Origin of the sequence: Curtobacterium sp. UCD-KPL2560 (assembly GCF_001705035.1) — a bacterium.
In the GTDB taxonomy this organism is placed as follows: domain Bacteria; phylum Actinomycetota; class Actinomycetes; order Actinomycetales; family Microbacteriaceae; genus Curtobacterium.
This window is the reverse complement of the sequence record NZ_MCIG01000034.1, coordinates 1-21,348: the sequence shown is the minus strand read 5'-3', so window position 1 is coordinate 21,348 and position 21,348 is coordinate 1. Positions and strand designations below refer to the sequence as shown.

The 21,348-nt window shown below is 74.0% G+C and carries 21 protein-coding genes and 2 tRNA genes; 5 read left to right on the top strand and 18 right to left on the bottom strand.

Features of this window, described 5'->3' with window-relative positions; all coding sequences use genetic code 11:
- Window positions 1-75: 75 nt before the first annotated feature.
- The gene (locus tag BEP24_RS09545) at window positions 76-636 is read left to right on the top strand and encodes an RsmD family RNA methyltransferase (RefSeq protein WP_065962728.1); all 561 of its coding nucleotides are present in this window, start codon (window positions 76-78) and stop codon (window positions 634-636) included.
- Window positions 637-842: 206 nt separating this feature from the next.
- Here the strand turns inward: BEP24_RS09545 and thiL are convergent, their stop codons facing one another.
- On the bottom strand, window positions 843-1,838 hold the full coding sequence (gene thiL / locus BEP24_RS09540; RefSeq protein WP_065962726.1) for a thiamine-phosphate kinase: 996 nt from the start codon (window positions 1,836-1,838) through the stop codon (window positions 843-845).
- Between the two features lie 123 nt (window positions 1,839-1,961).
- Here thiL and BEP24_RS09535 point away from each other — a divergent pair, with 123 nt between their 5' ends.
- Window positions 1,962-2,447, top strand: a complete 486-nt coding sequence (locus tag BEP24_RS09535) for a DUF3515 family protein (protein WP_065962725.1) — start codon at window positions 1,962-1,964, stop codon at window positions 2,445-2,447.
- 33 nt (window positions 2,448-2,480) lie between these two features.
- Here the strand turns inward: BEP24_RS09535 and BEP24_RS09530 are convergent, their stop codons facing one another.
- From BEP24_RS09530 to leuC, 6 genes are all read right to left on the bottom strand, one after another.
- Window positions 2,481-3,578 carry a D-alanine--D-alanine ligase family protein gene (locus tag BEP24_RS09530; RefSeq protein ID WP_065962744.1) on the bottom strand — a complete coding sequence of 366 codons (1,098 nt, stop codon included), beginning with the start codon at window positions 3,576-3,578 and terminating at the stop codon, window positions 2,481-2,483.
- Window positions 3,579-3,610: 32 nt separating this feature from the next.
- A complete protein-coding gene (locus BEP24_RS09525; protein WP_065962741.1) occupies window positions 3,611-4,624 on the bottom strand; it encodes an NAD(P)H-dependent glycerol-3-phosphate dehydrogenase in 1,014 nt (337 codons plus the stop codon).
- 79 nt (window positions 4,625-4,703) lie between these two features.
- The gene (locus BEP24_RS09520; RefSeq protein ID WP_083230259.1) at window positions 4,704-5,534 is read right to left on the bottom strand and encodes a lysophospholipid acyltransferase family protein; all 831 of its coding nucleotides are present in this window, start codon (window positions 5,532-5,534) and stop codon (window positions 4,704-4,706) included.
- A 4-nt stretch (window positions 5,535-5,538) separates the two neighbouring features.
- Entirely contained in the window at window positions 5,539-6,906 is a 1,368-nt protein-coding gene (gene murA / locus BEP24_RS09515; protein ID WP_065962723.1) for a UDP-N-acetylglucosamine 1-carboxyvinyltransferase, read from the bottom strand.
- Window positions 6,906-7,502, bottom strand: a complete 597-nt coding sequence (gene leuD, locus BEP24_RS09510) for a 3-isopropylmalate dehydratase small subunit (protein WP_065962722.1) — start codon at window positions 7,500-7,502, stop codon at window positions 6,906-6,908. Before leuD ends, murA begins: the two co-directional genes overlap by 1 nt.
- Window positions 7,502-8,968 carry a 3-isopropylmalate dehydratase large subunit gene (gene leuC, locus BEP24_RS09505; protein ID WP_065962720.1) on the bottom strand — a complete coding sequence of 489 codons (1,467 nt, stop codon included), beginning with the start codon at window positions 8,966-8,968 and terminating at the stop codon, window positions 7,502-7,504. The genes leuD and leuC overlap by 1 nt, the downstream gene beginning before the upstream one ends.
- Before the next feature lie 379 nt (window positions 8,969-9,347).
- Between leuC and BEP24_RS09500 the strand changes: the two genes are divergently transcribed.
- Window positions 9,348-10,415, top strand: coding sequence for an FUSC family protein (locus BEP24_RS09500; protein ID WP_065962718.1), 1,068 nt, complete (start codon window positions 9,348-9,350; stop codon window positions 10,413-10,415).
- 228 nt (window positions 10,416-10,643) lie between these two features.
- Here BEP24_RS09500 and BEP24_RS09495 read toward each other — a convergent pair whose 3' ends face one another.
- The 6 genes from BEP24_RS09495 to BEP24_RS09470 form a co-directional block, all read right to left on the bottom strand.
- Window positions 10,644-11,249, bottom strand: coding sequence for a histidine phosphatase family protein (locus BEP24_RS09495; protein ID WP_065962715.1), 606 nt, complete (start codon window positions 11,247-11,249; stop codon window positions 10,644-10,646).
- On the bottom strand, window positions 11,246-11,635 hold the full coding sequence (gene crcB / locus BEP24_RS09490) for a fluoride efflux transporter CrcB (RefSeq protein WP_065962713.1): 390 nt from the start codon (window positions 11,633-11,635) through the stop codon (window positions 11,246-11,248). The genes BEP24_RS09495 and crcB overlap by 4 nt, the downstream gene beginning before the upstream one ends.
- Window positions 11,632-12,078 (bottom strand): CrcB family protein, encoded by a 447-nt coding sequence (locus BEP24_RS09485; protein ID WP_065962710.1) that lies wholly within the window; start codon window positions 12,076-12,078, stop codon window positions 11,632-11,634. Before BEP24_RS09485 ends, crcB begins: the two co-directional genes overlap by 4 nt.
- A gap of 73 nt (window positions 12,079-12,151) precedes the next feature.
- Entirely contained in the window at window positions 12,152-14,488 is a 2,337-nt protein-coding gene (locus tag BEP24_RS09480) for a GNAT family N-acetyltransferase (RefSeq protein ID WP_065962709.1), read from the bottom strand.
- Window positions 14,485-15,981, bottom strand: coding sequence for a SidA/IucD/PvdA family monooxygenase (locus tag BEP24_RS09475; RefSeq protein ID WP_083230258.1), 1,497 nt, complete (start codon window positions 15,979-15,981; stop codon window positions 14,485-14,487). Before BEP24_RS09475 ends, BEP24_RS09480 begins: the two co-directional genes overlap by 4 nt.
- Window positions 15,978-17,501: a pyridoxal-dependent decarboxylase gene (locus BEP24_RS09470; protein WP_253181645.1), complete on the bottom strand. Its 1,524-nt coding sequence runs from the start codon at window positions 17,499-17,501 to the stop codon at window positions 15,978-15,980. The genes BEP24_RS09475 and BEP24_RS09470 overlap by 4 nt, the downstream gene beginning before the upstream one ends.
- Before the next feature lie 103 nt (window positions 17,502-17,604).
- Between BEP24_RS09470 and BEP24_RS09465 the strand changes: the two genes are divergently transcribed.
- Window positions 17,605-18,834, top strand: coding sequence for an NAD(P)-binding domain-containing protein (locus BEP24_RS09465; RefSeq protein ID WP_253181644.1), 1,230 nt, complete (start codon window positions 17,605-17,607; stop codon window positions 18,832-18,834).
- A 76-nt stretch (window positions 18,835-18,910) separates the two neighbouring features.
- On the opposite strand, the gene BEP24_RS09460 is transcribed toward BEP24_RS09465, so the two are convergent.
- Complete coding sequence (locus BEP24_RS09460; protein WP_065962705.1) at window positions 18,911-19,261, bottom strand: hypothetical protein; 351 nt, start codon at window positions 19,259-19,261, stop codon at window positions 18,911-18,913.
- Window positions 19,231-19,605, bottom strand: coding sequence for a hypothetical protein (locus tag BEP24_RS09455; RefSeq protein ID WP_141693414.1), 375 nt, complete (start codon window positions 19,603-19,605; stop codon window positions 19,231-19,233). The genes BEP24_RS09460 and BEP24_RS09455 overlap by 31 nt, the downstream gene beginning before the upstream one ends.
- Here BEP24_RS09455 and BEP24_RS17830 point away from each other — a divergent pair.
- Entirely contained in the window at window positions 19,604-19,906 is a 303-nt protein-coding gene (locus tag BEP24_RS17830; protein ID WP_065962702.1) for a MarR family winged helix-turn-helix transcriptional regulator, read from the top strand. The genes BEP24_RS09455 and BEP24_RS17830 overlap by 2 nt on opposite strands.
- Before the next feature lie 317 nt (window positions 19,907-20,223).
- Here BEP24_RS17830 and BEP24_RS09445 read toward each other — a convergent pair.
- The 3 genes from BEP24_RS09445 to BEP24_RS09435 form a co-directional block, all read right to left on the bottom strand.
- Window positions 20,224-20,299 (bottom strand) — tRNA-Glu (locus BEP24_RS09445).
- Window positions 20,300-20,353: 54 nt separating this feature from the next.
- Window positions 20,354-20,429, bottom strand: a tRNA-Glu gene (locus BEP24_RS09440).
- A gap of 128 nt (window positions 20,430-20,557) precedes the next feature.
- Window positions 20,558-21,193, bottom strand: a complete 636-nt coding sequence (locus BEP24_RS09435; protein ID WP_065962700.1) for an MBL fold metallo-hydrolase — start codon at window positions 21,191-21,193, stop codon at window positions 20,558-20,560.
- Window positions 21,194-21,348 lie beyond the last annotated feature (155 nt).

The window sequence follows — 21,348 nt, the reverse complement described above, 5'->3', positions numbered from 1 at the left end:
CGCACGCCGGCCGACCGACCCGGCGGGCGTCGGAGCGGGGCCCGGCGGCGACGGGACGGCCGCTACGGTGGCTGCATGACCCGCATCATCGCCGGCGCCGCCGGTTCCACGACGCTCCGTGTGCCGAAGTCCGGCACCCGACCGACGAGCGACCGGGTGCGCGAGGCGCTCTTCTCGTCGCTGGAGGCGCGTGGCCTGGTGGACGACGCCGCGGTCGCGGACCTGTACGCGGGGACCGGGGCGCTCGGCCTCGAGGCGGCGTCCCGGGGGGCCGTCGAGGTCGTCCTGGTCGACCGGGCGTCGGCGGCGGCGCAGGCCTGCCGGGCGAACGCGCGGGCCGTGCAGCAGCGCGTGCCGGGCGTGCGCATCGACGTGCACCCGCAGCCCGCGCTCGGGTTCCTGCGCGGCACCGTGCGGACGTTCGACCTGGTGTTCATCGACCCGCCGTACGACGTCACGGAGCACGAGATCGCCGAGGTCCTCGAGGCCCTGGTGCCGCGCCTGACCGCGGGTGCGGTCGTCGTGGTGGAGCGGAGCAAGCGGTCGCCCGAGCCGGCGTGGCCCGCGGGGCTCGCGCCGTTCAGCAAGCGGAGCTACGGCGAGACGGTGGCGTGGGAGGCCGTGACGCCGAGCTGACGGGTGCGGGTGGCCCGGGCCGCCGCGGCTGGCGTCGCGGAGTGGTGTGCGTCGTCGACGTCGTGCGACACTGCCGCTGTCGTGCGACGACCACGGTGACGCACCATGCGCACGCACCGGTTGCGCGGTGGAACGTGCGACATCACCGCTGTCGGACGACCGCCGCGATGTCGCTCGACAGCGACGCCCGGGCGGGCCGCCGCGGGTCAGCCGGCGGCGCCGTCCCAGTCGGCGTAGGGGTCCCAGCCGGTGGTCGGGACGGGCGCGCCCCCGCGGACGAGGTCGTGCGCGCCCCGCTCGAGCACCGCTCCGACCCGCCGGAAGCCCCCCGGGAGCGCCGTGCCGGCGGGGAACGTCGCCAGGAGTCCGTGGTCCTCGCCGCCGTGCAGCGCGGCGCCGTCCGGCACCGCGTCCACGTCGAACGCGAGGGTGACCCCGCTCGCCCGGGCGAGGCGTCCGGCGTCGATCGCGAGGCCGTCGCTGAGGTCGAGCATCGCCGTCGCCCCGGCCCGCGCGGCTGCCGGTCCGTCGCCGATCGGCGGGACGGGTCGGCGCTGCCGGCCGACGTCCGGATCGGAGTCCGCGCCGCTCGACACCGTCGCGGCCCGGGACGGTTCGCCGTGTGCGTCGACGCCGTCACGGAACAACCGGGCGAGGCCGCGCGCCGCACGACCGAGCTCGCCGGACACCGCGAGGACGTCGCCGGGGCGCGCGCCCGAACGGAGCACCGGCGTGGTGCCGCCAGGATCACCGAACGCGGTGACCGAGACGGTGAAGGTGGCCGACGTGCTGAGGTCGCCACCGACGACGCCGCAGCCGGGTGCGAGTAGGTCGACGGCGGCGCGGACCCCGTCGGCGAAGGACTCGAGGACGGCCACCGGGGTGTCCTGCGGCGCGGCGAGGGCGATCACGAGCCCGGTGGGCACCGCGCCCATCGCGGCGACGTCGGAGAGGTTCGTCGCGGCGGCCTTCCAGCCGACGTCCTCGGGCGACGACCACGCCCAGCGGAAGTCCGGGCCGTGCACCATCATGTCGGTCGTCACGACGAACCGGCCGTCGGGGGCCGCGACGACCGCGCAGTCGTCGCCGGGGCCGAGCTCGGGCGTCCCCGCGGGCAGGCGTCGGACGATGCGGTCGAGGACCACGAGCTCGCCGGCCTCGCCCACGGTCGGTCCGGTCCGGGGGTCCTGCGTCGCGTCCACACCAGAACGGTAGCCGCCCGGCCCGGAACCGAACCACGGACGACGGCCGCCCCGCCCGGAACCGACCCGCGGACGGTGGCCACCCGGCCCGGAGCCGACGCACGGACGGTACCCTTGACGGCGATGGACACCGTGCGCCGCCCCCTCCGCTGGACCGCGATCACGGGCGTGCTCCTCGCCCTCGCCGCCGGCCTCACCGGCTGCACGAACGCCGTCGCCATGTCGCCCGCACCGTCCGCCGACGACGCCGCGTGCGCCGCCGTGCAGGTCCGGCTGCCGGCCACGGTCGACACGAAGTACGCGCTCCGCGAGACGACCGCCCAGTCCACCGCGGCCTGGGGCGACCCCGAGGCCGCGGTCTACCACTGCGGTGTCGCCGTGCCGACCGTCTCCGACCTGCCGTGCTTCGCCCTGAGCGGGGTGGACTGGATCCGGGACGACCGCGGGGCGCAGATCGTCTACACGACGTTCGGCCGGTCCCCCGCGGTGCAGGTCGTCATCGACACGAAGCGCACGACCTCGCAGGTGGTGCAGGACCTCACCGACGCCGTGTCCACCCTGCCGAAGGACGGGCACGAGTGCCTCGACCCGTCACAGGTGCAGGGCTGACGGCCCACTACCGGACGGGCCGCACCGGTCAGGTCAGCGGACCGCCGCGCGCCCCAGCTCGATGAGCTCGGTGACGAGCTCGGCGTAGGACACCCCGGACGCCGCCCAGCACCGCGGGTACATCGACAGCGGGGTGAAGCCCGGCATGGTGTTGACCTCGTTGACGACGAACCCGTCGTCGGTCAGGAAGCAGTCGACGCGCGCGAGGCCGGCACCACCGATGGCCTCGAACGCGCGGGCGCCGATCGACCGGATGCCGTCGGTCTCGTCGTCGGTGAGCGGCGCCGGGCAGAGCAGGGCCTCGTCGCCGCCGAGGTACTTCGACGCGAAGTCGTAGAAGCCGTCCTCCGCCACGACGATCTCGCCGGGCAGGCTCGTGCGCGGGACACCGTCACGGCCCTCGAGCACGGCGACCTCGACCTCGCGGCCGACCACCCGCGGCTCGACGATGACCTTCGAGTCGTGCTCGAACGCCAGGTCCATCGCGGCGCCGAGCTGCGACGGCTCGTCGACACGGGACACGCCCATGCTCGACCCGGCCCGCGCCGGCTTCACGAAGAGCGGCCACCCGTGCGCCGCGACCGTCTCGGCGACGTCGACCGGGTCGGCGGCCCACTCGCGGCGCAGCACCGTGGTCCAGGGGGCGACCCGGAGCCCGGCGTGCTCGAGCACGGCCTTCGCGGTGTGCTTGTCCATCGCCAGGGCGCTCGCGAGCACGCCGTCGCCGACGTACGGCAGCCCGGCGATCTCGAGGAGCCCCTGGATCGTGCCGTCCTCGCCGAACGGCCCGTGCAGGATCGGGAAGACCACGTCGACCGCGATGGTCGTGACGGTGCCGTCTGGGTGCGACACGACCAGCTCGTTCGTCGCGGGCGAGGTCGGGAAGGCCACCCGGGTGCCGTTGTCCGGCACGGTCGGCAGGACACCGTCCCGCAGCGCCCACTGCGCCGGGTCGTCGGTCTGCAGCGTGAAGGCACCCTCCGCGGTGATCCCGATCGGCACGACGTCGTACGCCGAGCGGTCGACGACGTCCATGATCCCGCCGGCGGTCACGCAGCTGATCTCGTGCTCACTGGACCGACCGCCGAAGAGCACGGCGACGGTGGTGGGCGCGGGGGCGATCGTGGGCATGGCAGTCACCTTGCTGGTCGGGACCGGACCCGTCACTCGCCCTGTGGCTCGTCGGTCTCGGTGAGGTGCGGCGCGATGTTGCGCGGATCGAGCCTACCGGCGAGGACCTCGGCCACTTGCCCCACGATGGGCATGTCGACCCCGTTCGCGGCCGCGAGCTCGAGGATCGGCGCGACCGAGGCCAGGCCCTCGGCGGTCTGGTTCATCTGCCGCACGACCTCGTCGAACCGGTACCCCTGGCCGAGCAGCCGCCCGGCGGTGTTGTTCCGCGACAGCGGCGACTGGCACGTGGCGATGAGGTCGCCCAGCCCGGCGAGCCCGGACAGCGTCGACGGCTGCGCCCCGAGCGACACCGCGAAGTCGGTCATCTCGGCGAGCCCCCGCGTGATGATCGAGGCCTTCGTGTTCTCGCCGTAGCCGACGCCGTCGACGATGCCGATCGCCACGGCGATGAGGTTCTTGAGGACCCCGCCGAACTCGGTGCCGATCACGTCGGTGTTCGTGAAGGAGCGGAAGTACGGGTTCGTGGCGACCGCGGCGACGGCGGTCGCGGTGTCGATCGACGTCGACGACACGACCGCGGCGGTGGGCTGCCGACGGGCGATCTCGAGCGCCAGGTTCGGGCCGCTGGCGACGGCGATGCGGTCGCGGTCGATGCCGAGGCCCTCGTGCAGGACCTCGCTCATCCGGAGGCCGGTCGCCTTCTCGACGCCCTTCATGAGGCTGACGACCGGCACGCCGTCGCCGAGCAGCGGCGCGATCGCGGAGAGGTTCGACCGGAGCGACTGCGACGGCACCGAGACGTACACCTGCTCGGCGCCGTCGAGCACCGCGGCGAGGGACGTCGACGCGGTGAGCGTGCGCGGCAGGTTGATGCCCGGCAGGTACTCGGAGTTGCGCTTCGTCTCGGTGATCTCGCGGGCAACCTCGGGTCGGCGCGCCCACAGCACGGTGGAGGCACCGCCCTCGGCGAGCACCTTCGCGAACGTGGTGCCCCAGCTGCCGGCACCGATCACGGCGACGCGCGGCTTGTCGGTCGACTGCATCACCACCCGGATGGCGGCGGTGTCCACCGCGCCGCGTGCGGCGACCGAGGGGTCGGCGTGGTCGTCGTGGGGTCGGAGGTCACTCAAACCGGCCCGTCTCCTTCTGGTTGTTCGCGGCGGGGTCCCACCGCGTCGCGGGTGCGGGCTCGCCGCGGAGCTCCTCGAGCAGCTCGGTGATCCGCTGCATGACGAGGTCGGTCGCCTCGAGCAGCATCTTCTGGTCGAGCGGACGCCCCCGGTAGGCGGAGAGGTCGACCGGGTCGCCGACGATCACGTCGACCCGGGACGGCGGGAACAGCCGGAGCTTCTTGGAGTACCGCGCCATGATGTTCTGGGTGCCCCAGTGGGCCATCGGGATGAGCGGCACGTCGTTCTCGAGCGCGATCCGCACCGCGCCGGTCTTGCCCCGCATCGGCCACAGGTCGGGGTCGCGCGTGAGCGTGCCCTCGGGGTAGACGATGATCGCGCCGCCCTGCTCGACGAGCGATCGGCCGCCGCCGAGCGGGTCGCTCAGGCGCGTGCGGCCCGAGCGCTCGACGGGGATCTGCCCCATGCCGGCCATGAGCTTGCCGACGACCGGGACCCGGAAGATCGACGCCTTCGCGAGGAACCGCGGCGCGCGACGGGACAGCCAGACGGCCGTGCCCACCACGAGCGGGTCGATGTTCGTGAAGTGGTTCGGCGCGAGCACGAAGGCGCCGCCCTCGGGCAGCCGCTTCGACCCGTGCCAGTGGTAGCGCGCGGTGAAGCGGAAGACCGGGATGACGACCGACGCGGTGATGCGGAACGCGGTGTTCAGCTCGCCCCTGCGCCACCGGCGCCCCGGCGTGGGCAGACCGGTCGTGACCGGCGAGGCGGACGCGCCCCGCGCCTCCAGGCCGTCACCGGGACCCTGCGACGAACGCGACACGGGTCTAGCCCGCGAAGTCGAAGTCGGCCCCGAGCTTGCGCAGCTTCGGGATGAAGTGCTCGTAGCCGCGGCTGATGATGCCGACGTTGGTGATGTGCGACTCGCCCTCGGCGGTGAGCGCCGCGATGAGGTGGCTGAAGCCGCCGCGCAGGTCGGGCACGCGGACGTTCGCGGCGTGCAGCGTGGTCGGGCCGGTGATGACCGCGGCCTGCTCGAACGGGCGGCGGGCGACGCGACGGTCGTGACCGGGCAGCCCCTCCTTGTGGACGACGATGTCGGCGCCCATCTCGTTGAGCGCGTCGGTGAAGCCGAAGCGGTTCTCGTACACGGTCTCGTGCACGACGCTCGTGCCCTCGGCCTGGGTGAGCGCCACGACGAGCGGCTGCTGCCAGTCGGTCATGAAGCCGGGGTGGACGTCGGTCTCGACGACGACCGGGCGCAGGACCTCGCGCTCGCGGTAGAAGCGGATGCCGTCCTCCTGGATGTCGAACCCGCCGCCGACCTTGCGGAAGACGTTGAGGAACGTCATGAGGTCCTGCTGGTCGGCGCCCTCGACGAAGATGTCGCCGTTCGTGGCGAGCGCGGCGGAGGCCCAGCTCGCGGCCTCGTTGCGGTCGTTGATCGCGCGGTGCGTGTAGCCGCGGAGCGACTCGACGCCCTCGATGAAGATCGTGCGACTCGGCTCGACCGTGACGATCGCGCCCATCTTCTGCAGGATCGCGATGAGGTCCATGATCTCGGGCTCGATCGCGGCGTTGCGCAGCTCGGTGACGCCCTCGGCGAGGACCGACGAGAGCAGGACCTGCTCGGTCGCGCCGACGCTCGGGTACGGCAGCTCGATCTTCGCGCCCTTGAGCCCGTCCGGTGCGGTCAGGTGGATGCCGTTGACCTGCTTGTCGACGACCGCGCCCATCGCGCGGAGGGCGTCGAGGTGGAAGTCGATCGGACGGTCGCCGATGCGGCAGCCGCCGAGGTCGGGGATGAACGCCTCGCCGAGCTTGTGCAGCAGCGGGCCGCAGAACAGGATCGGGATGCGGCTCGAGCCGGCGTGTGCGTCGATCTCGGCGAAGTGCGCCGACTCGACGTTGGCCGGGTCGAGGATGAGCTCGCCTCGTGCAGGGTCGGTGATGCGCACGCCGTGCACCTCGAGCAGGCCGCGGACGACCTTGACGTCGGAGATGTCCGGCACGTCCTTGAGGATCGACGGGGTGTCACCGAGCAGCGACGCGACCATCGCCTTGGTCGCGAGGTTCTTCGCGCCACGGACCTCGATCCGACCCACGAGCGGCTTGCCGCCCCGGATCACGATCTCGTCCGACTTGAGCCCGACGCGGGCTCCTGCGGCTGCTGCGTCCTGTACGAGAGAGTTCACTACTTCACCGGCAATGTCTTCGGCCGCCATCGGGAGCGGCGGGATTCGAACTCCGTGATCGAGGACTCGTCACGGAGGGTGAGCCCGATGTCGTCGAGCCCTTCCATCAACCGCCAACGAGTGTAGGCGTCGATCTCGAAGGGCACGTCCACCGCGCCGATCGACACGCGCTGGGTGACCAGGTCGACCGTCGCCTCGATCCCCGGCGTGGCGGCGATCTCGGCCCAGATCCGCTCCACGTCGGGCTCGGTCACGATCGCCGTGACGAGTCCCTGCTTGCCGGCGTTGCCCTTGAAGATGTCCGCGAAACGGGGTGAGACCACGACCTGGAAGCCGAAGTCACGGAGCGCCCAGACGGCGTGCTCGCGGCTCGACCCGGTGCCGAAGTCGGGCCCGGCGACGAGCACCTTCGCGCCCTGGAAGGCCGGCTGGTTGAGCACGAATTCGGGGTCCTGGCGCCACCCGGAGAACAGGGCGTCCTCGAAGCCGGTCTTCGTGACGCGCTTGAGGTAGACCGCCGGGATGATCTGGTCGGTGTCGACGTTCGAGCGCTGCAGGGGTGCGGCGATCCCGGTGACGGTGGAGATCTTGTCCATCAGTTGACTCCTTCGGCGCGTGCGGCGGTCTCGGCATCGGTCACGGACGCCAGGGCGTCGTCGGTCTCCAGGTCCCACGGGCTGGAGAGGGTCCCGCGCACCGCGGTCGCGGCGGCGACGAGCGGCGACACGAGGTGGGTGCGGCCGCCCTTGCCCTGGCGGCCCTCGAAGTTCCGGTTCGAGGTGCTCGCGCACCGCTCCCCCGGCGCGAGCTGGTCGGGGTTCATGCCGAGGCACATCGAGCAGCCGGCGAACCGCCACTCGGCGCCGAAGTCCGTGAACACGCGGTCCAGCCCCTCGGCCTCGGCCTCGAGCCGCACCCGGGCGGACCCCGGCACGACCATCACGCGGACGCCGTCGGCCTTCTTCCGGCCGCGGATCACCGACGCGAAGGCGCGAAGGTCCTCGATGCGGGAGTTCGTGCACGAGCCCATGAACACGGCGTCGACGGCGATGTCCTTCATCGGCGTGCCGGCGGCCAGGTCCATGTACTCGAGCGCGCGCCGGGCGGCGGCCTGGTCGTTCGGGTCGCTGTAGTCGTCGGGCGAGGGCACCGACTCGGACAGCGAGACGCCCTGGCCGGGGTTCGTGCCCCAGGTGACGAACGGCTCGAGTTCGTCGGCGTCGATGAACACCTCGGCGTCGAAGACCGCGTCGTCGTCGGTCGCCAGGGTGTCCCAGTAGGCGACGGCGTCGTCCCAGTCCTGGCCGGTCGGGGCGTGGTCGCGGCCCTGGACGTAGTCGTAGGTGGTCTGGTCGGGGGCGACCATGCCGGCGCGGGCACCGGCCTCGATCGACATGTTGCAGATGGTCATGCGGCCTTCCATCGAGAGCGCCCGGATCGCCGACCCGCGGTACTCGAGCACGTAGCCCTGCCCGCCGCCGGTGCCGATCTTCGCGATGACCGCCAGGATGATGTCCTTCGCCGTGACCCCGGGACGCAGGGTGCCCTCGACCGTGATCGCCATCGTCTTGAAGGGCTTGAGCGGCAGGGTCTGCGTGGCGAGGACGTGCTCGACCTCGGAGGTGCCGATGCCGAACGCCATCGCGCCGAACGCACCGTGGGTGCTCGTGTGCGAGTCGCCGCAGACGACCGTGATGCCGGGCATGGTCAGGCCGAGCTGCGGGCCGACCACGTGGACGATGCCCTGCTCCTCGTCGCCCAGCGAGTGCAGGCGGACCCCGAACTCCGCGCAGTTGCGGCGCAGGGTCTCGATCTGGGTGCGGCTCGTCGGGTCGGCGATCGGGCGGTCGATCGCGAGGGTCGGCGTGTTGTGGTCCTCGGTCGCGATGGTCAGGTCGAGGCGTCGGACCGGGCGGCCGGCCTGGCGCAGCCCGTCGAAGGCCTGCGGACTCGTGACCTCGTGCACGAGGTGGAGGTCGATGTAGAGGAGGTCCGGGTTCCCGTCCTCGCCCTTGACCACGACGTGGTCGTCCCACACCTTCTCGGCGAGCGTCTTTCCCATCGGCCCGGCCCTTCCTCGTCGACGTCCGTCGCGGCGTCCGCCGCTCGGTGGGGCGAGTGTAGCAGCTTGGTATACCAACGCGCGTCGGGCGGGAGGCGCGGTGTCGGGCCGCCACGCGCGCCGGGCCGGTGGGTGGCGGACGGGAGGCGCGGGTCGGCCGCGCCGCGCGCCTCCCGGCCCGGTGGGTGGCGGACGGGAGGCGCGGGTCGGCCGCACCGCGCGCCTCCGGGCCCGGCCCACTGGGCCGTCCGCCGCGTCGCGCGGTTGCTCCCGCGCAACGGGAAGCACGTCGCACCACGTCGTTGCGTGGCGCGACGTGCTCCCGGTGGTCCGAGAGCCCGTCGGGCGACACCTGTCGCGGTGGGATGATGGACGCGACATGACGACGCCTGCGCACTCGACCCGGACCACCAACCTCGAGGGCGCAGCCCGTGCCGCGATCGCCGGCGGCGTGCCCCTCGCACTGCTCATCGCGCTCGGGATGCCCGGGTACGCGGCCTTCGCGATGTTCGCCGGGTTCACCGCGATCTTCGGGGCGACCGAGCCCTACCGGCAGCGCATGGTGACGACGGGTGTCGCAGGTGCCCTGCAGGCGGCGTGCATGGCGGCGGGCTTGGCGGTGTCGCTGTCGGGCGGTGCGCTCTGGCTGCAGGCGGTCGGGCTCGTGGTCGTCCTCGTGGTCGCGATCGGCACCCTGAGCACGCTGCAGACGATCCCCGCGCAGCCGATCTTCCCGGTGTTCGCGTTCTGCGTCTCGGCGCTCGTGCCGGTCCGGCCCGCCGACCTGCCGCTCGTCGCGACGATCATCGTCTGCTCGGTCGCCTGGGCGTGGCTCGTCGCGATGTCGGGCGCGGTGGTCCGGCTCGTGCTGCACCCGCACGCGCCGCACGTGTTCCGGCCGATCGCGCCGCGCAAGCACCGGACCACCGCCGTGCTGCGGACGGCGGCGCTGTGGGAGACCGTGGCGCTCAACGTCGTCGGGGCGCTCGTCGCCGGAGCGCTCGCCGAGGCGGTCACCGGCCTCGGGCACCCCTACTGGGCGGTGATCGCGGTGGTGTCGACCCTCCCGGCGATCCGGCAGCGGCACACCGTCGCGCGCGCGGCCCAGCGTGTCGTCGGCACGGTCGGCGGCACCGTGGTGGCCGTCGGCATCCTGCTGCTCGAGCCCTCGGCCTGGTGGATCGTCGTGATCGCGGTCGTCGGGCAGTTCTTCGCGGAGATCTTCGTCGCGCGGCACTACGCCGTGACGCTGCTGTTCCTCACGCCGCTCGCGCTCGCGGTGTCGTGGTTGAGCCTGCCGGAGGCGCCGGAGCTGCTCGCGCTCGACCGGATCGCGCAGACGACGCTCGGTGCGGTCGTGAGCGTGGCGCTGCTCGTCGTCGGGCGTGCGGTGGAGCGGCGGCGGGGCCGGGCGCTCGGTGCGACGAGCGCGATCCGCACGGTCTGACGCGGCGCGCCGCGTCGGGACGCGGTCTGACGGGGTGCGGCGGCGGTGCGGCGGTGCGGCGGCGGCGGTGCGGCGGTGCGGCGGTCGTGCGGCGCGGCGGCGGCGGTGCGGCGGTGCGGCGGTGCGGCGGTGGTGCGGCGCGCCGCACCACCGCGAGCACGTCGCGCCGCGGGATCACGTGGCGCGACGTGACCCGCGTTGTGCGGGCGCACGTCGCACCAGCGGGTGTCAGTCGCGCGGGGCGATGTTCCAGGAGTCGATCACCGGGCGGCCGTGCTCGTAGCCGAGCGAGCTGATCGTCGCGGTGCCGAGCTTGAGCACGGCGCCGTCCTGCGGGGCGAGCCGGATCCAGGCGGCACCGAGTGCGCGGAGCACGTGCCCGTGGGCGACCACGATCGCGTCGTCGCCCTCGGCGAGTACCGGACGGACGCGGTTCAGGACCCGCTCGACGCGGACGCGGACCTCGGCGGCGTTCTCCCCCGGGGTGTCACCGGCGGGCACGCCGTCGGTCCAGAGGTCCCACGGCCCGTGCCGCTGCACCTTGATCTGCGGGGTGGTGAGGCCCTCGTACGCGCCGTAGTCCCACTCGTACAGGTCCTCGTCGAGCTCGGGGTCGACGCCGACGAGCCGTGCGGTCTCGCGGGCGCGCTGCAGCGGGCTGGACAGGGCGAGCGCGAACTCCCGGTCGGCGAGGTACCGGCCCGCGCGTTCCGCCTGCTCGACGCCGTGGTCGGTGAGCGGGATGTCGGTGCGGCCGGTGTGCTGACCGCTCTTCGACCACTCCGTCTCTCCGTGGCGGACGAGGACGAGTTCGCCGGGGCGTTCCGAGGTCATGTGTTCCTTCCGAGGGTGAGGCCGAGCGCGGCGGCGCCGACCGAGACGACGAGCATCCCGAGGCCGTTCAGCACGGCGGCACCGGTCCTCCCGGACCGGAACAGCTGGACGGTCTCGGTGCTCGCCGTCGAGAACGTCGTGTAGCCCCCCATCATGCCCGTCCCGAGGACGGCGACCGCGGAGGGGCCGAGCGTCCCGGCCTCGCCGAGCCCGGTGACGACGCCGAGGACGAACGACCCGGTCACGTTGATGACGAGGGTGCCGAGCGGGAACCAGGCGGCGGCGGTCCGGGCGGTGCGGCCCTTCACGAAACCGTCGAGCCAGAACCGCAGCGCGGCCCCGATCCCACCGCCGAGGGAGACCAGCAGGAGGGCGAGCGGGGTCATCGCGGCCCCGCCGTCCGGGCACGCGCCGCCCCGCGGCGGCCGGCGAGCCAGGCACCGAGGGCAGCGGCGAGGAGCCCGGCGACCACCGAGAGGAGCGCGTACCCGCTGCCCGCACCCCACCGGCCGACGTCGAGCAGTCGCGCGGTGTCGTCCGCGAGCGTGGAGTAGGTCGTGAAGCCCCCGAGGACGCCGGTGCCGACGAACAGGCGCACGGTCCGGCGCCGTCCCTCGTCGGGCCCGCGGAGCGCGAGCGTCCCGAGCAGCACGCCGAGGCAGAACGCCCCGACGACGTTGATCGCGAAGACCGTCCAGCTGATCCCGTCGACCGCGGGGAACCCCGCGGCGAGCGCCGCCCGGACGCCGGTGCCGATCGCGCCGCCGAGTGCGACGAGGCCGAGGAACCGCCAGCTGCGGTGCGGTGGGCGGAGGGTGTCGGTGGTCACCCCGCCAGCCTGACACAGCGGGTCTGCCGGGTCGGCTGCCACCGCCCGGCGGGCCCGCTCGGTGTACGGACCCTCAGCGTGCGACCGGGTTCGGCATCCGCCCGACGCGCACGAGCGACTCGGTCTGCGCGGACAGGTCGACCATCTGCAGGGTGTTCCGGAGCTGGAGCCGGTTCAGGCAGGAGTGCTCGAAGTCCGGCGCGCGCAGGTCGATCGCACGCGTGCGTCCGGCCGCCGCGTCGTCCACGCACGCCCCGACGAGCCGCCAGAACGTCGCCGCCGGCAGCACCCCGTCCTCGTCGAGGATCGCCGCGAGGTACCGGAGCACGCCGTCGAACACGTCGGTGTGGACGCCGAGTGCGGCCTCGGCGTCGTCGACCGGGTGCACGATCCGCTCGGTGCCGGCCGAGACGGGGACGTCGCCGACGACCACGACCTCCTCGCCGATGTCCTTCACGAACGCGCGGGAGACCACGCCGCCGCGCAGCACGAGCACGAGGTTCTCGCCGTGCGGCATGAACAGCAGCTCGTGCTCGGTGAGGCAGTGCACGACGGGGCGGAGGTAGGCGTCGAGGTACCGCCGCACCCAGGTCGCGGCGTCGAGCCCGGACCGCGCGACGAGTGCGGCGGCGACCGACCGTCCCCGCGCGTCGCGGTGCAGGAGGGCGGCCATGGTGATCGGCCGCTCCCCCGGCGTCAGGCGCGGCACGGGGCTCTCGCGCCAGAGCGCGGCGAGCATCTTCCGCTGCGGGGACGCGACGTCCACCCGGTGGTACGCGTCGCCGGTGTACCCGACGGCGGCGTGCTCGCGGAGCACCCCGAACCCGGCGGCGACGAGCACCGGGTCCGTCGCGACCAGGCCTGCCACCCAGTCGTTCACCGCCGGGGTGCTCCGCATGTACGCGGGCGACATCCCGCGCAGGAAACCCATGTTCTGCACGGCGAGCGCCGTCTTCACGTACGAGCGGTCCGGGTGGGTGCGGTTGAACGCGGTGCGGATCGACTGCTGCGGCTGGTGCTCGTCCGGGCCCTCGCCGAGGTCGACGAGGTCCTGCCGCCCGAGGTCCGGCGCGAACGTCACGGCGATCCGGTGCTGCCACTGCCACGGGTGCACCGGGATCCAGGTGTACGCGTCGGGGTCGAGACCGCGGCGCTCCAGGGTCGCGCGGAACCCGGCCACGGTGGCGGGGTCGAGCTCGGCGGCCCAGTGCTCCGGTTCCGTCCGGTCCGCGGCGAGCGCCAGGTGCGTGTGCTCCCGGCGGGCGGCGAGCCACCGGTAGCGGAACCGGCCGCCGGACTCGGGCGCGTACGCCCGGTACTCGTCGAGGCCGAAGCCGATCCGCCCGTTCGCGGCGACGAAGGCCGGGTGTCCCTCGGTCATCGCGGCCTCGGCGTCCTGGAACGCGGCGACGACGTCGCCGTCGGACCGGCCCCGCGCGAGCTGCGCGGCGGAGGGGCCGCCCCGCCGGTGCTTGGCTGCGGCGCTCGCGAGCGTCGACGCGACCTCCTCGAGGTACGTGCCGAGCAGCTCGTCGGGGATGCCGAGCACCTCGTGCAGCGCGAGCACGAAGGCCTGCGCGTCGAGCGGCAGCGGCTCGGCCGCGGCACCCGCCCCCGCTCGGGTCCGGGTGAGGGACGCCTCGTCGAGCACCCAGTGCTCGAGGGCGTGCACCCGCGCCCGGAACCGGTACGTCGAGTCCCCCGCGTCGAGCACCCACGCGTCGCCGTCGGCCCGCGGGGTGACCAGCCGCTCGTGCGTGAACTCCGCGATCGCCTTCGCGACGAGGTGCCGCTCGGCGGGCTCGAGGTGCTCCGGCCGGAGGTGCGCGGCGGGCCCGTCGTCGTCCGGGGTGCCGATCCGGTCGGTGTCGAGCACCGAGAGCAGCGCGCGTTTCCCGTCGACGTCGACCACGCGGAGCGCACGGAACCCGACCTCGGCGTTCTTGCGCTGCACCGCCGTGTTCCGCACGTCCGGTTCCACGACGACCCGGCGGGCGCCGAGGGCGTCACGGCAGTGCTCGACGACCGCCCGCATCACCCGGCTCGTGAGCCCGTGCACGCGCCCGTCGACGGGTGGTGGGGCGACGAGCAGGTGCATGCCGACGTCCCCCGGCTCGGCGTCCCACACGTCGGTCAGCAGCACGGCCGACGGGTCGTAGGTCTCCGCGTAGGCGATCGGTGCGTCGTCCGACCGGACGATCCACCCGGCCTGCGCCGGGTCCTCCTGCACGGCGCGGAGGGACGCGCGGACCGCGTCGACGTCGCGGTCGGTCATCCCCCACCAGGAGGACGCCGGGTCCGCGAGCCACGCGTGCACGAGTGCGGCGTCCCGTCCCGGGTCCACCGGCACGACGGACGGGAGGCCCGTGGCCGCGTCCGCCGGTGCGGCCGTCGTCCCCGGGGCGCTCACGCTGACACCCCCGTGTGCTGCCCGGCGCGGGCACCGGCGGCGCTCGCCGCCGTCGGTTCGTCCGCCGTCGGGTCGTCCGTGGCCGGGCCGGCCGCCGTCGCGGGCGGTGCGTCCGGGGCCGGCCCCGTCGGGTCGGGAGCCGGCCGCCCACCGGGCAGGCCGAACTCCTGGAAGGCGATCCGTTCCTCCAGGCCGTACACGGCGCGCCCCGTGACGGACCGGATGATCGACGCGTTCCGCCACGCGCCCATCCCGAGGTCGGGTGCGGTCAGGCCGTGCGTGTGCTCCTCCGCGTTCTGCACCCAGATGCGGCCGCCGAGGGTGTCGACGTGCAGGTCGCGGGCCACCGCGAGCCGACCGCGCTCGTCCCGGGCGACGAGGTGCTCGACGGGGGCGAGGAAGTCGGGCGTGCGCGGCCGGTACCCGGTCGCGAGGACGAGGCGGGCGACCTCGTGCTCGGCCTCGGTGCCGAGCTGCGCGTGCCGGAGCGTCAGGCGGAACCGGTCGCGGTCGGGCATCCAGGTGGCGGCGACGACGCTCGTGTCGGTGCGCAGCGTCGTGGGGACGGGACCGGTCGCGCTGGTGCGGTAGAGCGTGTCGTAGATCGTGTCGACGAGGTCGGCGCTGATGCCCTTGTACAGGCCGCGCTGCTCGCGACCGAGACGGTCCCGGACGGGTCCGGGCAGCCCGTGGAAGTGGTCGGTGTACTCCGGGCTCGTCATCTCGAGCGTGAGCTTGGTGTCCTCCATCGGGAAGAACCGCGGCGAGCGGGTGATCCAGTCGAGGCGGTACCCGCCGTCGCGGATGCCCTCGAGGAGGTCGCGGTACACCTCGGCGGCGGACTGCCCGCTGCCGACGACGGCGATCGAGTCGGCGCGACGGAGGTCCTCGCGCGCGGGGAGGTAGCCCGCGGAGTGCACCACCGGGCCGTCCAGACCGCGGAGGGCCTCGGGGACGGCGGGCTCGGTGCCGATGCCGGTGACGACGTGCCGGGCACGGTAGGTCTCGGGTCCGTCCGGGGTCTCGGCGTGCACCGTGAACAGGTCGGTGGCCGGGTCGTGCTCGACCGCCACGACCCGACGGCCCCAGCGGAGGGTGTCGAGATGCTCGGCGGCCCACCGGCAGTAGGCGTCGTACTCGCGGCGCAGGGGGTGGAAGTCCTCGCGGATGTAGAACGGGTAGAGCCTCCCGGTGGCCTTGAGCCAGGCGAGGAAGGACCAGCGCGAGGTCGGGTCGGCCATCGTCACGAGGTCCGCCAGGAAGGGCACCTGGATCGTGGCGTCGTCGAGCATCATGCCGTGGTGCCAGGCGAAGCCGTCGGCTTGGTCGAGGAACACCGCGTCGAGGTCGTCGATCGGGTCGGTCAGGCACGCGAGCCCGAGGTTGAACGGGCCGATGCCGATGCCGACGAGGTCGTGGACGGGTGTGCCGGTCGTCGTACGGCTGGTGGTGCTGGTGCTGGTGCTGGTGCTTGTGCTTGTGCTTGAGGTCATCGGGTCGCTCCCGTCGTCTCGGTGGTGTGCGCGGCGCGCTCGCCGCGGTCGGCGTGCGTCCGCCCGGCGTGCAGTCGCGCGGCGTGCAGTCGCTCGGCGGTCGCCACGACGCGGTCGAGTGCCGCGACGACCTGCTCGACGCTCGTGGCGGGGTTGAGCAGCGTGAGCTTGTCGCACGGTCGGCCGTCGACGACGGTCTTCGCGACGAGCACCCGCCCCTCGGCGAGCAGCGCGGCGCGGAGCGGAGCGACGAGGGCGTCCGCCTCGGCGTCGGACACGCCCTCCGGCTGCCACCGGAACAGCACCGTGCTGAGCTGCGTCGGTGCGACGAGCACCAGGTCCGGGTGCCGTCGCACGTGCTCGTGCACCTGCTCGGCGACGTCGATCACGGTGTCGAACGCCCGCCCGATCGCCGCGGCGCCGCTCGCCCGGAGCGTCGCCCAGAGCTTCAGCGCGTCGAAGCGCCGCGTGGTCTGCAGCGACTTGTCGACCTGGTTCGGCTCGTCGGCGTCCTCGGGGTTGAGGTAGTCGGCGTGCCAGGCCGCGCGACGGAGGTCCGCCGGGTCCCGCACGAGCAACGCGCTCGAGGACACCGGTTGGAAGAACGACTTGTGGAAGTCGGCGGTCACGCTCCGTGCGCGCTCGATACCGTCGAGCAGGTGTCGGCGCGTCGGGGACACGAGCAGGCCGCACCCGTAGGCGGCGTCGACGTGCAGCCAGACGTCCTCGAGGTCGCAGACGTCGGCGATCGGCCCGAGCGGGTCGATGCAACCGCGGTCGGTGGTGCCGGCGGTGGCGACGACCGCCGTCGGCACCCGACCCTCGCGTCGGACGGCGGCGATCGCGTGTGCCAGGGCGTCGGGCTGCATCCGTCCCGCGCCGTCGGTGGCGACGTCGACGACGGCCCGTTCGGGCAGGCCGAGCACCATCGCGGACTTGCGGACGCTGAAGTGGCTCGAGGCGGTGGCGAACACGACGAGGTCGTCGAGCGCCGGTCCGCCCTGCGGTGCGGTCGCGGTCGCCGCCTGCCTGGCCAGCAGCAGCGCGTGCAGGTTCGACTGCGACCCGCCGGAGGTGAAGACGCCGTCCCCGGCGGGGAACCCGATCGTCTCGGTCGCCCACCGGACGACGCGGCGCTCGATCTCGGTGCCGATGCGCGACTGGTCCCAGGTGTCGACGGAGGGGTTCACGGCGGCGAGCACGGCCTCGGCGGCGACCGCGGGCAGGGCCACCGGGCAGTTGAGGTGGGCGAGGTACCCCGGTTGGTGGAACCAGACGGCCTCGGCGCTGAAGAGTCGGTCGACCTCCGCGACGGCGGCGTCGGCGGTCCCGAGCGGGACGTCCAGGTCGACGGCGTCGACACGGTCCCGCAGCGTCGCCGCCGGGGTGTCGGTCGTGGGGGTCCCGACGGTGGCGAAGCGCTCGGCGGTGCGGGTGACGGCGTCGCCGACGACCTCCCGGTAGCGCTCGGCGGTGCCGGCGTCGAGGATCTCGAGCAGTGATGACGTGGTGCTGTTCACGTTAGGTGAGGCTAACCTAACTGCCCTGCTCGCGGTAGCTCGGACGGGGGGAAGAACGATCGGTCCACGCGGGATGTCCCCCGGCGCGGCTACGCTCGGGGTCGTGTCCAGCACCCCGCACTCCGCGACCGTGGCGGTCATCGGGGCCGGTCAGGCGGGCTTGTCGGCCGCGCACCACCTGCTCCAGCGCGGGTTCACGCCGGTCACCGGCGAGGGTGAGGACGAGGGCGACCCGACCGGCTCCGGCCGCACCGTGGTCGTGCTCGACGCCGACCGGCAGCCCGGCGGAGCCTGGCAGCACCGCTGGGCGTCCCTGCGGATGCGCACCGTGAACGGGATCTTCGACCTGCCGGGCATGCCGCTGCCCCCGATCGACCCCGAGGAGCCGAGCCGCACCGCCGTGCCGCGCTACTTCGCCGCGTACGAACAGCACGAGCACCTGCCCGTGCTCCGCCCCGTCCGGGTGACGGCCGTGCGCTCGCTCGAGGGGGACGAGGAGCGGACCCACACCGGCACGCCGACCGATCCCGGGGAGCCGACCAGCCCCGACGCCGCGGTCGTCCGCGCCGACCCGGGCGCCACGCCCCCGATGCCCCCACTCCTGGTCGAGACCGACCACGGCGACTGGAGGGTGCGCGCGGTCGTCAACGCCACCGGCACCTGGAACACCCCGATCGTGCCGCGGGTCCCCGGTGCCGAGGACTTCCTCGGCGAGCAGCTGCACAGCCGCGACTACGTCGACGCCGAGCGCTTCCGCGGCCGTCGCGTCGCGGTCGTCGGTGGCGGCATCTCGGCGGTGCAGCTCCTCGAGGAGATCAGCCGCGTCACCGACACGGTCTGGTACACCCGCCGCGAGCCGGTGTTCCTGTCCGGGGCGTTCGTGCACGAGACCGACGGCGTCGACGTCGAGCGCCGGGTCGCCGCGGACGTCGCTGCCGGGCGGCCCCCGGGCAGCATCGTGTCGTACACCGGGCTGCTCTGGACCGAGTACGCCCGAGCCGCCCGTGACCGCGGCGTCCTCGAGCGCCGACCGATGTTCACCGCGATGCGCCCGCACGGGGTCGTCGAGGAGGACGGCTCGTCCACCTCTGTCGACGTCGTCCTGTGGGCGACCGGGTACCGCGCCGACCTCGACCACCTCGCGCCGCTCGGCCTGCGCGGGCCGCTCGGCGGCATCCCGATGGTCGGCACCCGGGTCGCCGCCGACCCCCGCGTGCACCTGATCGGGTACGGGCCGTCGCAGTCGACGATCGGCGCGAACCGCGCGGGACGCGCGGCCGCCCGCGAGGTCGCGCGGTTCCTCGGGGAGGCGCCCGTCCCGTCGTCGACGTGACCACGGCCGGACGGGAGGCGCGGGGCGGGCCCGCCCCGCGCCTCCCGTCCGGCGTCCGCGCGCCGCGCGCCGCGCGTCAGACCGTCATCGTGAGCGGCGGCAGCGGTCCGTCGGTGTCCGCCACCTGCGTCATGCGCGCCGCGAGCCTGCGGAGCGGCGTCGACAGCAGGACCGCGTCCGCGACCCACCGGGCGGCCAGGCCGACCCGGCTGCGCGGGTAGGCGAACCGGACCGAGCCGTCCGGGATGCCCTGGACCGCGTCGACGAGCGGGCGCATCCAGTCGTCGAACGCCGCGAGGGCCCGGTCGAGCGCTGCGCGGTCGAGGTGTCCCGGTCCGTCCGGAGCGGCGCCCTCCACGGCGTCGGCGGGCGAGGCCGCGAGCACGTACCCGCTCGTCAGCGCGAGCGAGGCTCCCCCGCCGCCCATCGGTGTGACGCACCACGCGGATCCCCGATCACCGCGACACGTCCGCGGCGCCAGGACGGCATCCGGATCTGCGTGAGCTGGTCGACGTACAGGTCCTCGGTGTCGGCGAAGGCGTCGAGCACGCGCGCGGTCTCCCAGCCGACGCCCTCGTACCGGCGGGTGAGCGCCGCGACGACGTCCGGACGGTCCTTGCCGACCAGGTCGTCGCGTCCGGCGTAGGCGAGGACGGCCCGGGTCGTGCCGTACGGGTCCGGGCGGAGGTGCACCTGACGCCCGCCGACGGCCGTGTACCAGCGCCAGCGGTCGTCGTCGGAGGCGGTGCGTGGGATCGTGCCGAACGCCATGGTCACGCCGAGGTCGCGCGGGTCCACGTCATCCGGGCTCGTCGACCGCCTCGACGCGGCCGGGCACGTCACACGGCACCGTGAGAGCACCGACCGACGCCGGGTCACGCTCCGCACGACCGAGGCCGCCCAGCAGGCGAACGCGGCGTTCCTCGGGTTCGCCGGGCGGGAGATCGCCGGGTCGCTCCGTGCGGCACCGCCGGAGGAGACCCGGGCGGCGCTGGCCTTCCTCGACCGGATGACCGCGGCGGCGACCACGGCGAACGCGCGGCTGGCCCGGCGCGCGCGGACGGGCGGCTGAGCGCAGCGCGCCCGGGCGCCCTCCCGCGGCGGGCCCGTCGATGGAGCAGGAACTGTCGGGTCGCGCCCGGCCATCCGACATCGACTGCTCCATCCGCCGAGCCACGGCCGGGTGCGGGCGCTGAGCGGAGAGCGACGCCCGCCCCTGGATGGAGCAGGAACTGTCGGGTCGGGCCCGGCCATCCGACGTCGACTGCTCCATCCGCGGGGCGGCGGCCGCGCGCGGGTACGGGTGTGCGTGCGTGCGGGCCCGGGCCCGGGCCCGGGCCCGGAACGACGACACCCCCGGCGAGCGGGAGCTCGTCGGGGGTGTCGGTGTGGTGACCCCAGCGGGATTCGAACCCGCGTTACCGCCGTGAGAGGGCGACGTACTAGGCCGCTGTACGATGGGGCCGTGGTTCCGTCGAGACGGAGCACACGTGTTGTCGGACTCGGAGGAAAGCCACCGTGGTGACCCCAGCGGGATTCGAACCCGCGTTACCGCCGTGAGAGGGCGACGTACTAGGCCGCTGTACGATGGGGCCGTTCCGACAACCCGATAAGTATGGCACAGCAGCAGCAGACTGCCAAAACGGGGCGTGTCGCCCGGGTGTGCCGCGCTCGAGGTGCGCCGCGGGGCGGACGCGGGGCGTGCCTCCAGGCCGTCCCGACGTCAGATCGTGAGCGACTCGCCGGGCCGGAGCACCACCAGGTCCCCGCCGTCGCCGAGGGCCTCGCGCTGGCGGTCGACGTGCATGCCGAAGCCGACCTCGGAGAGGGTCGCCTCGTGCACCGGGTAGGCCCGGCGCGGTGCGACGGCGGCGATCCAGTCCATCATCTCGGCGACCTTGAGCCACGGTGCACCGACGGGCGCGGCGAGCACCTCGACCGGGACCCCCGGCACCGTGTACGCGTCGCCGGGGTGGAAGAGCCGACCGCCGACGAGGACGCCGGTGTTGTCGACGACCGGCACCGAGGCGTGGATGACGTTGTGCCGCGCGCCGTGGAAGTCGAGCGTGAACGGGCCGACCGTGCGGTGGTCGCCGTCCGTGACGACCTCGACCGGGAGGCCCGCGTCGGCGAGCGCCGCGGCGACCCCGGCCGGGCCGAGGACGACGGCGCCCGGGTTCGCGCGGAGGATGCGGTGGAGCTGCTCGGGCGTGACGTGGTCGGGGTGCTCGTGAGTGACGACGACGGCGACCACGCCGGTGGCGTCGACCGGGCGCGTGAGTCCGCCGGGGTCGAGGACGAGCCGGGCCTCGCCGTCGGTGACGACCTGGCAGGCGTGTTCGAGCTTGGTGACCTCCATGCGGGCGACCCTACGCGCGGGGGCCTTCGGGCGGGGTCGCGAACAAGGGAGAGCACGTCGCGCCACGGGAATCCGTGGTGCGACGTGCTCCCCGTTGTGCGGCGCGCACCGGGCGCGTCCGGCCGGCCCGCCCGCGGTCGCCGCCGGTCGCGTCC

Coding starts and splice junctions, on each gene's coding strand:
- crcB (WP_065962713.1), bottom strand. CDS start 11,635: ATGACCCCGCTCGCCCTCCTGCTGGTCTCCCTCGGCGGTGGGATCGGG.
- BEP24_RS09525 (WP_065962741.1), bottom strand. CDS start 4,624: ATGCAGTCGACCGACAAGCCGCGCGTCGCCGTGATCGGTGCCGGCAGC.
- leuD (WP_065962722.1), bottom strand. CDS start 7,502: ATGGACAAGATCTCCACCGTCACCGGGATCGCCGCACCCCTGCAGCGC.
- BEP24_RS09455 (WP_141693414.1), bottom strand. CDS start 19,605: ATGGCGTTCGGCACGATCCCACGCACCGCCTCCGACGACGACCGCTGG.
- BEP24_RS09535 (WP_065962725.1), top strand. CDS start 1,962: ATGGACACCGTGCGCCGCCCCCTCCGCTGGACCGCGATCACGGGCGTG.
- BEP24_RS09530 (WP_065962744.1), bottom strand. CDS start 3,578: ATGCCCACGATCGCCCCCGCGCCCACCACCGTCGCCGTGCTCTTCGGC.
- BEP24_RS09460 (WP_065962705.1), bottom strand. CDS start 19,261: ATGGGCGGCGGGGGAGCCTCGCTCGCGCTGACGAGCGGGTACGTGCTC.
- BEP24_RS09545 (WP_065962728.1), top strand. CDS start 76: ATGACCCGCATCATCGCCGGCGCCGCCGGTTCCACGACGCTCCGTGTG.
- BEP24_RS09435 (WP_065962700.1), bottom strand. CDS start 21,193: ATGGAGGTCACCAAGCTCGAACACGCCTGCCAGGTCGTCACCGACGGC.
- leuC (WP_065962720.1), bottom strand. CDS start 8,968: ATGGGAAAGACGCTCGCCGAGAAGGTGTGGGACGACCACGTCGTGGTC.
- BEP24_RS09475 (WP_083230258.1), bottom strand. CDS start 15,981: ATGACCTCAAGCACAAGCACAAGCACCAGCACCAGCACCAGCACCACC.
- BEP24_RS09495 (WP_065962715.1), bottom strand. CDS start 11,249: ATGACCTCGGAACGCCCCGGCGAACTCGTCCTCGTCCGCCACGGAGAG.
- BEP24_RS17830 (WP_065962702.1), top strand. CDS start 19,604: ATGGTCACGCCGAGGTCGCGCGGGTCCACGTCATCCGGGCTCGTCGAC.
- BEP24_RS09500 (WP_065962718.1), top strand. CDS start 9,348: ATGACGACGCCTGCGCACTCGACCCGGACCACCAACCTCGAGGGCGCA.